We start from the raw sequence: 14407 nt of genomic DNA on the forward strand, positions 1-14407 counted from the left end.
CAAATCGCCTATCTGGTGCGTTTTTGCAGCCATTTGATGATGCCGTGTGCCGCGCGTTTGCCGCTGGCGAAGCAGGCTGTGAGCAGATAGCCGCCGGTTGGGGCTTCCCAATCGAGCATTTCGCCGGAGCAGAAGGTGCCAGGCAGTTGAGTCAGCATCAGGTCGTCATTGAGCGCTTCGAACGTCACGCCGCCGGCAGTGCTGATGGCTTCATCAATCGGCCGAGGCTTCTGCAGGGGGATCGGCAGGGCTTTGATGGCAGCCGCCAGTAGTGAGGGTTGGGTGAAGGTTTCTGCACTGCTGAGCTCGCGCAGCAAAGCTGCCTTAACACCATCAATACCGGCCTGACGATGCAGGTGCTTGGCCATGGAGTGGCTGCCTCGTGGTTTGCTAAGAGCCTTTTCCAGCTTGGCTTGCGGCGTTTGCGGCAGCAGGTCGAGGTAGACCGTGGCGCTGCCTTGCTGGTTGATGCTTTCTCGAATCCCAGCAGAGAGTGCGTACACCAGGCTGCCTTCGATGCCTGTACTTGTGAGGACGAATTCACCGATTCGCGGCTCGTTGTGGCCCAGTCGCAGGCTGACGTTTTTCAATGGCGCGCCGGCGAATTTATCCCGTAAAAAGTCGCTCCATGCCGTTACATCAAACCCGCAGTTGCTCGCTTGCAGCGGTGCGACTTGTACGCCTTTGGCTTGCAGCCACGGCAGCCATGCGCCATCTGAACCGAGTCTCGCCCAACTGCCGCCGCCGAGGGCGAGCAGGGTGGCGTCGGCTTGAAGGGTGAATTCGCCTTCGCTGTTGTGCAGACGCAGAGCCCCTTGCTCATTCCAGCCCAGCCAGCGGTGGCGGGTGTGAATCTGCACACCCAGTTCGCGCAGCCGTTTTAGCCAGGCGCGCAGCAGCGGCGCGGCTTTCATGTCGGTAGGGAAGACGCGGCCGGAGGTACCGACAAAGGTTTCGATGCCCAGATCGTGAATCCACTGGCGCAGGGCATCGGCGTCAAAGTCTTCAAGCAGCCGGGCGATCTCTTCCTGACGCTGGCCGTAGCGGCTGATAAACGCAGGCTTGGCTTCGGAGTGGGTGATGTTCATACCGCCCACACCGGCCAGCAGGAATTTACGCCCCACTGAGGGCATTGCGTCGTACAAGTCGACGGCAAGACCCGCTTGGGCCAGGGTTTCTGCGGCCATAAGGCCGGCTGGGCCGCCACCGATAATGGCGACGCGCGGAGAGGAGTTCGGGCTGCTGTGGGGCATGGCGTTAATACTGGATAAGACAGGGCTGCATTCTACCCGCAGCTGCCATGATTCGGGCGTTTGGACTTGTCATTTAGGGTGGCTTAGGGCAGGGTCGCAGGCAGTCCTTCTGCCAGGAGTTTCGTATGTCTGATCTGTATCCGAGTGTTGATCCTGATGGCCTGCTTGAATACTCGGTGGTGTATACCGACCGTTCCCTGAACCACATGTCCAAGTCGTTCCAGGGCGTAATGCGGGATATTTCCAGCACCCTCAAGGACGTCTACAACGCCCATGCAGTGGCGATTGTGCCGGGTAGCGGAACCTATGGCATGGAGGCGGTGGCGCGTCAGTTGGCAACAGGGCAAAAGGCTCTGGTGATCCGCAACGGTTGGTTCAGCTATCGCTGGACGCAGATCTTCGAAATGGGCCAGATCCCTTCCGAGGCGCTGGTGCTTAAGGCGCGTCCGGTCAGCACTGAACCGCAGGCACCCTTCAGCCCGCCAGCCCTCACTGATGTGCTGGAAACCATCGCAGCGGAGAAACCGCAGGTGGTGTTCGCGCCGCACGTGGAAACCTCATCCGGCATGGTGTTGCCAGATGGTTATCTGCGCGCAGTGGCTGATGCTGTGCATGCGGTGGGCGGTCTGTTTGTACTGGACTGCATCGCTTCCGGCACGTTGTGGGTGGATATGCAGGCGTGCGGCATCGACGTACTAATCAGTGCGCCACAAAAGGGCTGGAGTGCGTCGCCTTGCTGCGCGCTGGTGATGCTCAGCGAAGCGGGCAAGGCCCGTGTTGAAGCAACCCAAAGCACCAGCTTTGCCTGCGATCTGAAGAAGTGGCTGCAAATCATGCAGGCCTATGAGCAAGGCGGTCATGCCTATCACGCCACCATGCCGAGCGATGCGCTGGCGCGTTTCCGCGATGCGATGTTGGAGGCGAAAGCCAAAGGCTTCAGCACTGTACGCAATCAGCAGGTCGAGTTAGGCAGTCGCGTGCGGGCGATGCTGGCGCAGAAAGGATTTAAGAGTGTGGCTGCGCAGGGCTTCGAAGCACCGGGCGTGGTGGTGTGTTACACCACCGACGAAGGCATCAAGACCGGCAGCAAGTTCATCCCGCTTGGTCTGCAAATCGCTGCGGGTGTACCGCTGCAATGTGACGAGCCAGCGGACTTCCAGACCTTCCGCCTCGGCCTGTTTGGCTTAGACAAGCTCGGCAATATCGACCGCACGGTTGGCATCCTGGAGCAGGCGCTCGATAAGGTGCTAGCGGGTTAACCGAAGCGTTTCCTGTCTCGCCGGGTTTTGCAACCATCCTCTGTTGCGAAACCCGGATTACGCCACGTTCGTGGCTAATCCAGGCTACGGTTTGGTTGGGGGCTGGGCTTTTGTAGGGTGTGGTAAGCCTGCGTAGCAGGTTACCCACCATGCTCGGGCATTCAGCGGAGTCCTACAGCCAGTACTTTGGGTAACTATTGCGGGTACGGGCGTTATTGACTGCCCACGCAGTCGCCACAATCACCAGCGATCCAATCAACACCGGTGTCAGTAAAAAGCTGAACGATGCGCCTGCGCTGATGACCACCAGTGGATTTGCTCCGGCAGGCGCGTGCAGGGTGCGTGTCTGTTGCATTACCGCTAGCGCCAGACCGACCGCAATGGCTCCGGTCCACCAGGCGTTACCCAGCGAATGCAGAATCAGTAATCCCACCGCTGTGGATATCAGGTGTCCGCCAATAATGCTGCGTGGTTGCGCCAGTGGAGAGTCTGGTACGCCGAATGCCAGCACGCAGCTTGCCCCGAAAGAGGCCATCAGCCAGGGCGTTGCGGACACGTGGCTGAGCCAGCCGGTTGCGCCAATGGCCAGCAAGGTGCCAACAAATGAGATCAAAGTGAACTGCAGCGACGGTGCGGGTGGCGCGCTGGATCGCAATAGTTTGCTGACTGGCATTGCATTGCTCCGTAAAGGCTTGGAAGATATCGAGGATACCGATCGGTTTCCCTTGTGTAAACCGATCGGTATACCTTCGTCCTGTTCATCCCGGAGTGAGCGTATGAGCACATCCCGTACCATCACCGAATCCGCGCTGGCGCTGTTCTATCGGCAGGGTTTCCATGCGTCGGGCGTGGAGCAGTTGAGTCAGGAGGCCGGCGTCACTAAAAAGACGCTGTACCGGCATTTCCCCAGTAAGGAGCATCTGGTGGACGCTTCAATCCAGCTGCGTGACGAGCAATTTATGGCGCGCCTGGTGGCTGCGACTGAGGCGGTTGCGATTGAAGACAGACCTGCGGCTTACATCGACTTTATTGCAGACTGGGTGCGGGAACCTGACTTCCATGGTTGCCTGTTTATCAACGCAGCTGCTGAATACAGCGCAGAGCAGGATGCCCCCCACGTACTGGCCAAAGAGCACAAGGAGCGGGTGATCAGCTATTTGCTGAAGATTTGCGAGCGTGCACAGCTGAACTCCCCCCAAGAGGTCGCTCAGCAGCTGTTTCTGCTTGGTGAAGGGCTGATTGTGGCCAGTCAGGTTAGAGGAGCCGCAGATGTAACCATTCAGGCGGCTCGGCAGATGGCTGAGTGGTTGATCGCTAAAAGCCACTGACTTGCAGCTATCGCCTGACTGACTATGATGGGCACTCTTCAACTTTCTTGAGGTATTGGTCCGATGCGTCATTGATGCCGCCGTCTAACTGACGGCCAGTCTCCTTCTACCCCCAGGCTGGGGGAGTCTTTGGCATCTGTGGAACGCACCATGACCTATACGTATCTGACGCTGGAAAGCGTGTCTTATGTTTTGCCGACTGGCAGAACGCTGTTTACTGATCTCAATGCTCAATTTGACCAGCGCCTGACCGGGCTGGTTGGGCGCAATGGCATTGGCAAAAGCATTCTCGCCCGCATTCTTGCTGGCTTGCTTCAACCGTCTTTCGGGCGGTGCACGCGAGCCGGCAGCGTCCATTACCTGTCGCAAGAAATAGGCCAGGGAGGCGGTATTACGGTTGCCGCACTTACGGGCCAACAGCACATTTTGGCGGCACTTCAGAGAATTGAGGCGGGCAGCGTCTTGGCGTCGGATTTCGATACGGTAGGCGAGTGTTGGGATATTCGCGCCCAGTTGAAGCAGGCATTTGTGCAACATGGACTGGCGCATCTGGAGTTGGATATGCCCACCAGTAAGATCAGCGGTGGGGAGGCTATGCGCGTGGCGTTGATTGGGGCGGAGCTTTCCGGGGCTGATTATTTGATCCTTGATGAGCCGAGTAATCATCTCGATCGGCCCAATCGCAAGCGCTTAATCGACCAACTAATAGCCTGGCCACGGGGAATGCTGGTCGTCAGTCATGACCGTGAATTGCTAAGAAGCGTTGAGCGGGTTGTTGATTTGTCTGTGCAGGGCTTGAGTAGTTACGGCGGAAATTATGACCTCTACATCCAGAGCAAGGCGCAGCAACAACACTCTGCAATCGAGCGGCTTGAGCATCTCAAGCATGAGCGTAAGCGGGAAGAACAGAGCCTGCGCAAGCAACTGGAGCGGCAGGAGCGGCGCAATGCACGAGGTTGCCGCCAAGGGAAGGAGTCGAACCAGGCCAAAATCCTGCTAGGGCAAAAGAAAGGGCAAAGTGAGCGTTCAAGCGGACGCTTACAGCAACAGCAGGTCGTGCAGAAGCAGCAACGGGATCAGGAGATCAATACGGCAAGGCAGCAAGTGGACGAAGAGGCACCTGTAATCGTGCATGGCGTGTCGTTGTCGCAACAAGCGGTGAGCAGGCAAGTCGCACGGGTTGAAGGGCGCTTGCCATATGTCGCAGGCGAATCGGCCACTATTGATCTGACCCTGACAGGCCGGCAGCGAGTGGGCGTTATCGGTCGCAATGGTTGCGGAAAAACGACGTTGTTGAATGTCTTGGCGGGGCGTCTGGAGTTGGCCTCAGGCCACTGCGATGTGAAGGTAGAAAGTGCTTATCTGGACCAGCATCTCGCTACCTTGAAGGCAGACGTTTCGGTATTAGAGCAATTGCGCTCAGTTAATCACACGCCCACAGAGGGTGAGTTGCGAATGCGGTTGGCTCAGCTTGGTTTGGATGCACAGAAGGTCGGTGTTGCTTGCCGTTTGCTCAGCGGTGGAGAGCGTTTGAAGGCTGCACTGGCATGCGCCTTTTATTCCGACTCACCTGCGCAACTGCTTCTGTTGGATGAGCCGAGCAATCACCTTGATCTGCCTTCACTGCAGGCGCTTGAAGAGATGCTGCGTGCTTATCAGGGTACCCTGTTGGTTATTTCTCATGACGATGTCTTCCTCAGCCGACTGAACCTGACCCACCGCCTGTTTGTAGGCGGTGGGGGATGGCACCTGGCGTGTTGGTAAGCCTTCTATTGATGAAAAGTGTGGCCCAGGGCGTCCAGCCGAGTCGCGATCGGTAGTAAGCGCTGACTGCTGAGCCCCAGGGTTTCGACATCGGCAACTGTGTGCTGGGCTACTCCCTGCACGGATTGCAGGTGCTCGACGATGTCTTGGCTGGCGTTCGACTGCTCGCGTGTGGTGGTGGCGATGCAGTTGTTCAGGGCATCAATCTCGGCGATATCGTTGCCGACTGTTTGCAGCATTTGAGCTGCCTGCTGGCTGTCCTCCACGCAGCGTTCAACACCCGAGCGGCTTTGTTGCATGGATTCAACTGCTTTGCGGCTGTCTTGCTGCAGGGTGGTGATGATTGCCCCGATTTCTTTGGTTGAGACCGCTGTGCGCTGGGCCAGACTGCGAACTTCGTCAGCCACCACAGCAAATCCGCGTCCTTGTTCACCCGCCCTGGCAGCTTCAATGGCTGCGTTCAGTGCGAGGAGGTTGGTTTGTTCTGCAATGCTGGTGATCACCTCAAGCACGCTGCCGATTTTTTCGGCCTGAGTTGCCAGGGTGTTGATGGTTTCGTTGGTGTCTGAAATCCGCTCTGAGAGCTGCAAAATTTCTGTCTGAGCCCGATTAACCCGGCTCTGTACATCGATAACTCTGGAGCTGGCCAGACCTGCATGCTCAACTGCACGATCGACTTGATCGGCAATCTGGTGAATCGCGGCTCCCAGATGCTGAACGGAGTCTGTCATCAACTCAATTTCGGTAAGTTGGCGTTGCGCACCGACCTCAAGCGTCTGGCTGGTGGCGGAGAGTTCCTGGCCCAGTTCCCCGAGGCCGTTGGCGTCCCTGACTACGCCGTCAATTAAGCGGGTTATTTGTGTCAAAAACTGATCAAAACGCTCCGTTAGGGTGATCGGCCGGTGTGTTCCTGCGTCACCATGCTGCTCACCTGTCAGACGTGATGTGGCGCTGAGCATTTTTTCCAGCATGTTCTGTGATTCAACTGCATCTTTGTTGCTGTGATGGGAAAGGTAGAGCAGGACGAGTGTTTCCATCACCACATAAAAAGCATGCACAAAAACCATGTTCCAGCCGCCGTGATGGCCCATGACATAAACCGGAAAGCCCTTGTGTTGCAGGTAGTGGAAAACCACGTGATGCACGGCAATGGTGAGCGCCGCGACCAGAATCGGCAGCCAGTCACGGTAGAACGTCAGCACCGCGAGCAAAGCGAAAATGCCGAAGTGCACTTCGATAAGTCCATGGGCTTGGTTGATATGCAGGGCTGCCATAACCATCAGCCCAACGCCAAGTAGGCAACGCATCAGGCGTGTCCCGCCAATCAGGCGGTAAAGCAACGTCAGAACGAGGCTTGTGCTGCCCCCAACCACAATGGCCTGCACGAATGTGTCAAACCAAAAGGCGAGTCCGAGAGAAAACACGAACATCAGCCAGATGATGCCCAGCATGATTCGGTCGGCTCTGCAGTAGTGCTGAAAAAAACGCGTGGGTTGGATCATACGTGCCTGCTCCCTGCACAGTTTTGTGTTGGCAACCTTCAGCTTAGAAGAGAACTCAAGGCTTTGTGTGGGTTGCCTGGTGCGGGGAGCTAGGAGGGCGAGTACTCGCTATCCGTTGGACACAGTTGTCAGTGGATTAACAGATTGCGTTTGGAGAAACTCGCCATTTCAACAACAGATTTAAGTCCCAGCTTTTGATAAATCCGGGTTTTGTAAGTGCTGACAGTCTTATTGCTGAGGAACAGCATTTCACCGATCTGTTTGTTGGAGTAGCCCTGGGACAAATGTTTAAGGATTGTCAGTTCGCGATCAGTGAGCGAATTAATCAGGTGGTGATCGTTTCTAAGCTCGGGCATTACCTGACCCTGCCCGCGTAACGGCTCACAGGGGAATAGCGAGTAGCCATTCATGACCGCATCAATCGCATTCAGCAGTGGGGTCAGGTCTTCATCTTTGGTAATAAACGCATTAGCGCCGGACTCTATATAGCGATTGCAGTAAGTTGCAGCGGGTTGCGAGGTTAGGATGATGGTATTGCAATTGAGTCCAAGATTTGTAAAACGTGAAATCAGCGCTGAAACGTCAAGTCTAGGGATCGCAGGCTCTACGATAACGATTTCGGGTTTGTAAAGTTGTGCCAGCCGGAGGGCATCTACACTGTTATCGGCTTCGGCCATAACTACGGAATTATGATCTTCCAGCAGCGACCGGACAGCCAAGCGAATTGCCGGATGATCATCGACAATCAGAACTTTGGGCATGGTAATGCTTACCCTTTATCTATTGGCTTTGGTGTAAGAAAGTAGATGGGTAATGTTATTCGCTGATTCGGGAATTGTCTTTAGTTAATGTACGAAATGCACCTGTTTTATTGGGACTGGTGTCTTGATATATATGTGATTTTCTTTCGATTAGTGAATTGGTATTAGTTTGTGAGTATTTAATTGGTACTTATATTTTAGTTGTATGTCTGTACATTTATGCAGGGTTTTTAGTGTTTGCTATGTTTTCGGCAAGAATATCCAGTAGCATCTCCTTCTGGCTTTGAATCGCCACTTGCAGATGTTCTATGCAGGCCTCGACTTCTTCTGCTGAGACGTGGTCCTTGAGGCAGACGCTCTCCAGGCTTTCGCAAGTCGCAGAAATAGTCTGTGCGCCGACCACTTGTGCGGCCCCTTTGATTCGGTGAGCGACTTCCTGAATACCCTTGAAGTCCTGCGCTGAGAATTTGGCTTGAATATCTTCCATGTCCCCGCGGTTGCTTTTGATCAGCTCGTAGATGAGACGCTCAAATACCTGAGGCTTGTTGCTCGAGAGTGACTTCAGCGAACTGACGAAGAGTTCTTTCTCATTCAGTCCGCTGGAGGCAGTTTGGGCAGGTCTGTGATCTGTGATGTTGACCTTATGGAGCAACTTCTCCAGCACGTCCAGGCCAATAGGTTTGATCAGGCAGTCATCCATGCCTGCTTGTATGCAGCGTTGGATTTCATCGGGTTGGGCATCTGCAGTCAGGCCCAGAATGATGGTGCTTTCCTCGTTCTTTCCGGCTTCTTCCTCGCGTATGGCTTGGGTCAGGTCATGGCCGTCCATGCCGGGCATGCGGCAGTCCGTGATGACCACATCAAATGGCTGCGCCCGCCATTCTTTGAGCGCTTCAATACCGTTCTCGGCTTGTACAACCTCATGTCCCAGATAGAGCAATTGCTGGTGCAGTATTTCCCGGTTAACTGCATGGTCGTCCACTACCAGCACTTGCAGGCACCGGGCTGAGTGGTTGCGGGTGAGTGGTTGGGGTTCATCGACCTCAACCGGGGTGAGGGTTTGTAGGCACAGCCGGACGTCGACACGGGTGCCACGGCCGGGCTCACTGGTCATGTCCATGGCGCCCCCCATCATCTTGCACAGCGAACGGCAGATCACCAGGCCCAGTCCAGCGCCTTCACGTACGTTGGTGCTGTGTTTTACCTGTGAGAAAGGGTGGAACAAATGCTCTAAATCTTCGCTGGAAATACCAATGCCGGTATCGGTCACGCTCAGGGCAATCTGCATACAGGTGGCGTCGATTTTGTCGCCGCTGATGCGGATGCACACCGAGCCCGATTCGGTGAACTTGATCGCGTTACTGGTTAGGTTGGAGAGGATTTGTTTGAAGCGCATGGCATCGATCAGTACGTCACAGTTGACGCTGGTATCAATGTCAACGTTCAGCGTGAGGTGCTTTTGCCGGGCCAGCCCTTCGAAAATTCTTGCAACTGATTCAACCAGCTCGCGTAGGTTGGCACGTTTTAGCGACAGGCTAAGGCGGCCAGACTCAATGCGGGCGATGTCGAGGATGTCTCCGATTAGGTCCAGCAGACTTTTGGCTGAAGTGTGGGCGATCTCAATGCTGGTACGGTCTGAACTGGTCAGTTCGGTACGTTTTAGCACCAGTTCGAGTATGCCGATGACGGCGTTCATCGGAGTGCGAATTTCGTGGCTCATAGTGGCCAGGAAGGTTGTTTTGGCACGGCTGGCTTCGTCGGCAAGATTCTTCGCTACTTCCAACTGGCTGATCAGATTTTGGTGTTCGGTAATGTCCATCCAGCCACAGATCACGCCTTTGACTTTGCCGGTAGAGTCTTTGAAAGGGCGAATCCAGTGATCAATCCACAGTTTCTTACCGCGTACGTTAACGTTGATTACCTCTTTTATGGTCTGCTCGGTACGAATGGCCTCCATGTAGCTCTGATGGAACTCTGGCTTGCGTTCTATGTGGTCAATGGGCAGCTCAATCAGAGTTTTGTTGACGACATCTTCTACTTCGACTCCGAAGCACTCCAGGTAGCTGCGGTTGCAAGACAGCATGCGGCCTTCAACGTCCCTGACATAAAGCGGCGGTGGCATGCTGTCGGTGAGGGTTTCGACAAACTGCAGTTGATCTTTGAGGGCTTTCTCTGCGGATTCACGGGCGCGGATTTGCCGTCTCAGGTAGAACACCCAGATCAAACTCATCATCAGTAGCAGCGAGGCGGCAATGACAATCTCGAGGATCATTTGCTCATAGTTGCGCCAGCTTTGATCACTCATGCTGGGGAGTGTGCGCCAGCGGCTGGCGATGGCATTCATCTCATCAGGCGGTATTTCGCTCAGCACTTTGTTGATGATTGATTCCAGTTCGCTGTCGCTGGTGCGGATGGCGAAACGGGTGGTGTTCAGGCCAAAAGGCAGAGTGTCGGTAATCGCCAGTTGGTTGTGAAACCAGCGGGCCGTGTAATAGCGGGCAGTGGGCAGGCTCATGATGGCGGCGCGGACTTCGCCTTCCTGAACCATGTGCATGGCATCCAGCGCGGTGGTTGCCATTATCACTGTTGATTGCGGATAGGCGAGGTGCACCTTGGTCGGATCAATATGGTTGGCGGCAATTGCCAGTTTTGCGCCTGCCAGCTGCTCAGGTGTAAGCGATCCAATCGCTTCATCAGGGCGCGTCACCAGTACATATGGGCTGGCGAGAATAGGCCGGGACAGGCGTAACTGATCGCCAATACCCTGATCAGAAATCAGGATGGCCAGGTCGGCTTTGTTTTTTTCCAGGGCGGATACTTTTTCCGGGAAGCCGCCCATGTGTGAGGTGACTTCAAATTTCAGCCCGGTGCGTTGCGATATCAGGTCAAACAGGTCGGCCGCGATGCCTGAGAACACCCCGTCTGATGTGAAGAAGGCCACTGGTGCCAGGCCATCGTTGATGACCAGACGTACGGTAGGTTTGCGTGAAATCCAGTGCGCTTCACTGGCGGTCAGCGCAACTGGTTCATTGTTGGGGATCAGGCCGCTTCCGACCCAACGCTTGCTGACACGGTGCAGGCGTTCATGGCCGATGGAGTCCAGTGCCCTGTTGATCAGGAGCTGCAGGTGTTGGTTGTCATGGCGGAATATGTAGGTGTATTCCCCAGCAGGGATTTCATCCAGCGGGCGTTCGTATTTGACGAGGCTGTAGTAGGAGCGGTTGATGCGGAAGTAAGCGTTGACCACGTCGTCGATATACACGTCCGCGTGGCCGAACGAAACGGCAGCGATGGCGCTGTCGTGTGAGTCGTAGGTGGTGAACGTGGTGTTGGGGAAGAAGGGCTTTAAGCTCTTGGCGTGCTCTTTCACAACCGCTGCATTGAGTCCGTTCAGATCAGCCGGAATGGGTTGGGTCTGAACGTCACGTTTGAAGATGACAAGGCGTTCTTTTAGGTAGGGCTGACTGACCAGGACGTTCTTGTTTTTTGTCTCGCTGCTATGGCCGGTGATCAGGTCAATCTGGCCATCTTCCAGTGCCTGGTATGCCTCTTTGCGAGTGGCAAATTCTTGAATTTCAATCTGCACGCCAAGCAGTTGCGAGATCATCCCGGTCACATCCGAGGATATGCCTTCGTAGTTCTCGTTGTCGTATTGAACGTGAAGCGGAGCTTGCTCGTCGCGGGTGATTCCGAGGTAGAGAGAGCGCTTTTGCCGCAGCCAAATCCAGTCATCAATGCTTATCTGCATGTCTTGGTAACCGATATGGGCGTTGCTGTATAGCGAGAGAGCATGATTGGCCAGCGCGCAGTTTGCGTAGGTCAGGGAAATGCTCAAGGCAAGCAAAAGCTGGATTAGTCGTGTAACCATATCGGGGTCTTTTAATTTAAGGGACTGAGTAGAAATAGCGCCAAGGCTTAGGAGAGGTTTCACTCCTGAACATTGTGTGTTTTGAGGTTGGTTGTTGTCGGCTTGCTGGAAGCAGGCACCAGAGACGCTGGTGTGCTCAGTTCAGAACAATAACTCTCCAGACAGGTGCAGGCCGACGGAATCCTAAGGAGGTAATTACTTGACTAAGTTGCTGCGATAAGCGTGGTTGGCGCAATTAGTATTGGTTGAAAGTGCGGCCAATTATAAGGGCGAATTTTGGCAATGGGTTCAGAAAACTCCTATGTTTGCCATGGTTTTAAGTGTGAATCGTAATTAGTCAATATTAAAATTCTCAATTGTTGGTGGGTTTTTAGTAATAAGGTGTCTTTGTATTAATAGTTTGTACTTATTGTTTTATAAGTTTTACTTAATGTTCGGTTTAATAGTTTTGTTGCTGGCCTTAATTCGAAAGTGGCCGATTTAAATTTGCGCTCTGCTCTTTCGGGTGGGCAGGCCTGTCTGGCCAGTCTCCTGCTCTGAGTGTCGTCCGTCTGAAACTGGGAGCGGTAATAAGGATTCAGTGGTTTAAAAGGCTGGGTAAGCCTGCGGTCTATGACTCCACTTGGCCTTGTGGCGATGGCATATTCATTTGTTTAGCCCCCATGGAGGGTGTCGCATGTTCTCAAGGATGAAAACGGGTCTGATTGGTTATGGTTACGCCGGTAAAACCTTTCATGCTCCGCTGATCAGCATGGTGGCTGATCTTGAGCTCACCGCTATTGCCTCCAGCAATGAGGCCAGGGTTAGGGAGGATTTTTCGGAGGTCTCTACGGAGCCTTCAGCGGCTGCGTTACTCGCCAGGGATGACCTTGAGCTGATTGTGATTGCAACGCCTAACGACACGCATTTTGATCTTGCCGCACAGGCGCTTACAGCGGGTAAGCATGTGGTGGTGGATAAGCCATTCACCGTGACAGTGGCGGAGGCGAAAGAGCTGATCAGTCTGGCGGACCAGTATCAGCGCTTGCTCTCAGTGTTCCATAACCGGCGCTGGGATGCGGACTTTGTGACCTTGAAAACGCTACTCGACAGCGGTGAGCTGGGGCGTGTGGTGCACGTTGAATCGCGCTTTGACCGCTTCCGTCCGCAGGTTCGTTCGCGCTGGCGTGAGACGGCGGTGGCCGGTGGTGGCTTGTGGTACGACCTCGGGCCGCATCTGCTGGATCAGGCCGTGCAGTTGTTTGGCCTGCCGCAGTCGATCTGGCTGGATCAGGAGAAACTGCGGGACGGTGCGGTGACCGATGATTGGTTTCACGCTGTGTTGGGTTATGCACAGTTGCGGGTGGTGCTGCACGCCAGTGCCTTGGCGGCCAGTCCGGCACCACGATTTTCCGTGCACGGCACTCATGGCAGCTTCATTAAATTTGGTCTGGATGTGCAGGAGGACGCGCTTCGGGCGGGGCTCGGTCCTGAGGACACCGACTGGGGCCGCGATCCGCAGCAGGGACGCCTGACGTTATGGGATGGCGACACTGTGCATGAGTGTCTGCTTCCCGGTGAGGTGGGAAATTATCGCAGCTATTACAGCGCCATCTTCGATGCAATTCGCCATGGCGGCGATAATCCGGTGCCGGCTCAACAGGCATTGCAGGTGATGCAACTGATCGAGGCCGGTTGTACGAGTTGTCTTGAAGGTCGGACGGTCGAGCTGGCGCTTCCTGGTTAAGTGGTCAGCGCAGTCCGCGCTCCTGCCAGATGCGCGCGGCGCTGTGGTGGAGAATGCCGTGGCGGCGGGCCAGAGCGTGGCGATCTTTGTCATAGCCACCGCCGATCACGCCAACCACCGGAATGTCCCGATCCAGACAGTGACTCATAACGGCGTAGTCGCGGGCGGCGATCCCCGCATCGCTCAGGTTGAGATAACCGAGGGCATCATTCTGATGAACGTCGACGCCTGCGTCATACAGCACGATATCCGGCTGATACAGGGCCAGCAGATAGCTTAGGCTATCGTTGACCACACCCAGATAATGTTCGTCTCCCGTGCCTTTGGGCAGGGCAATGTCCCAGTCACTGTTGGCTTTGCGCGCCGGGTAGTTGGTGGCGCAGTGCAGGGACACCGTCACCGCATCCGGAGTGTGTTCCAACAGCCGTGCGGTGCCATCCCCCTGATGGACATCGCAGTCGTAGATCAGCACCCGTTGCGCTTTGCCACTTTGCAGCAGGTACTGACTGATCACCGCCAAGTCATTGAAGATGCAGAATCCGGCGGGCTGGTCGTAATGAGCATGGTGAGTTCCGCCTGCCAGGTGACAGGCCAGACCGTGCTTTAGTGCCAGCTCGGTGGCCAGCAATGAGCCGCCGACGGCGCGCACGGTTCGTAGGGCCAGTTCAGGTGTCCAGGGCAGGCCGAGGCGGCGCTGTTCTTCATGGCTCAGCGCGCCGCTGTTGTAGCGCTGGATGTAATCCGGGCAGTGAGCAAGGGCCAGAACATCGTCAGGGCAGGGCTGCGGTCGATGCAGGTCTTCGTCTTTACACAGGCCGCTGCCGACAAGGTGATCACGCAACAGGCGGAATTTTTCCATGGGGAAACGATGCCCGGCCGGAAACGGCGGGCTGTAGTCGTCGTGATAGACCAGCGGTAATCCCATGCAAGCTGACTCGTGGCGGGT

At 55.4% G+C, this 14407-nt stretch carries 10 protein-coding genes; 4 read left to right on the plus strand and 6 right to left on the minus strand.

Features of this window, described 5'->3' with window-relative positions; genetic code table 11:
* Positions 1-8 precede the first annotated feature (8 nt).
* Entirely contained in the window at positions 9-1253 is a 1245-nt protein-coding gene (locus AO726_RS16750) for a TIGR03862 family flavoprotein (protein WP_058069251.1), read from the minus strand.
* A 125-nt stretch (positions 1254-1378) separates the two neighbouring features.
* Between AO726_RS16750 and AO726_RS16755 the strand changes: the two genes are divergently transcribed.
* A complete protein-coding gene (locus tag AO726_RS16755) occupies positions 1379-2512 on the plus strand; it encodes an aminotransferase class V-fold PLP-dependent enzyme (RefSeq protein WP_058069252.1) in 1134 nt (377 codons plus the stop codon).
* Positions 2513-2684: 172 nt separating this feature from the next.
* Here AO726_RS16755 and AO726_RS16760 read toward each other — a convergent pair whose 3' ends face one another.
* On the minus strand, positions 2685-3185 hold the full coding sequence (locus AO726_RS16760; RefSeq protein ID WP_058069253.1) for an HPP family protein: 501 nt from the start codon (positions 3183-3185) through the stop codon (positions 2685-2687).
* Between the two features lie 103 nt (positions 3186-3288).
* On the opposite strand from AO726_RS16760, the gene AO726_RS16765 reads away from it, so the two are divergent.
* Both AO726_RS16765 and AO726_RS16770 read left to right on the plus strand, forming a co-directional pair.
* Entirely contained in the window at positions 3289-3840 is a 552-nt protein-coding gene (locus AO726_RS16765; RefSeq protein ID WP_058069254.1) for a TetR/AcrR family transcriptional regulator, read from the plus strand.
* Positions 3841-3990: 150 nt separating this feature from the next.
* A complete protein-coding gene (locus AO726_RS16770) occupies positions 3991-5604 on the plus strand; it encodes an ABC-F family ATP-binding cassette domain-containing protein (RefSeq protein ID WP_058069255.1) in 1614 nt (537 codons plus the stop codon).
* Between the two features lie 5 nt (positions 5605-5609).
* On the opposite strand, the gene AO726_RS16775 is transcribed toward AO726_RS16770, so the two are convergent.
* The 3 genes from AO726_RS16775 to AO726_RS16785 all read right to left on the minus strand — a co-directional run bounded on the left by AO726_RS16775 (position 5610) and on the right by AO726_RS16785 (position 11735).
* Entirely contained in the window at positions 5610-7106 is a 1497-nt protein-coding gene (locus AO726_RS16775) for a methyl-accepting chemotaxis protein (RefSeq protein WP_058069256.1), read from the minus strand.
* Between the two features lie 128 nt (positions 7107-7234).
* Positions 7235-7867, minus strand: a complete 633-nt coding sequence (locus AO726_RS16780) for a response regulator transcription factor (RefSeq protein WP_058069257.1) — start codon at positions 7865-7867, stop codon at positions 7235-7237.
* A 217-nt stretch (positions 7868-8084) separates the two neighbouring features.
* The gene (locus AO726_RS16785) at positions 8085-11735 is read right to left on the minus strand and encodes a transporter substrate-binding domain-containing protein (protein WP_058069258.1); all 3651 of its coding nucleotides are present in this window, start codon (positions 11733-11735) and stop codon (positions 8085-8087) included.
* 676 nt (positions 11736-12411) lie between these two features.
* On the opposite strand from AO726_RS16785, the gene AO726_RS16790 reads away from it, so the two are divergent.
* The gene (locus AO726_RS16790) at positions 12412-13461 is read left to right on the plus strand and encodes an oxidoreductase (RefSeq protein WP_058069259.1); all 1050 of its coding nucleotides are present in this window, start codon (positions 12412-12414) and stop codon (positions 13459-13461) included.
* Between the two features lie 4 nt (positions 13462-13465).
* Here the strand turns inward: AO726_RS16790 and AO726_RS16795 are convergent, their stop codons facing one another.
* Complete coding sequence (locus AO726_RS16795) at positions 13466-14386, minus strand: histone deacetylase family protein (protein WP_058069260.1); 921 nt, start codon at positions 14384-14386, stop codon at positions 13466-13468.
* Positions 14387-14407 lie beyond the last annotated feature (21 nt).

This window comes from Pseudomonas sp. TTU2014-080ASC (assembly GCF_001446935.1).
Classification (GTDB): domain Bacteria; phylum Pseudomonadota; class Gammaproteobacteria; order Pseudomonadales; family Pseudomonadaceae; genus Aquipseudomonas.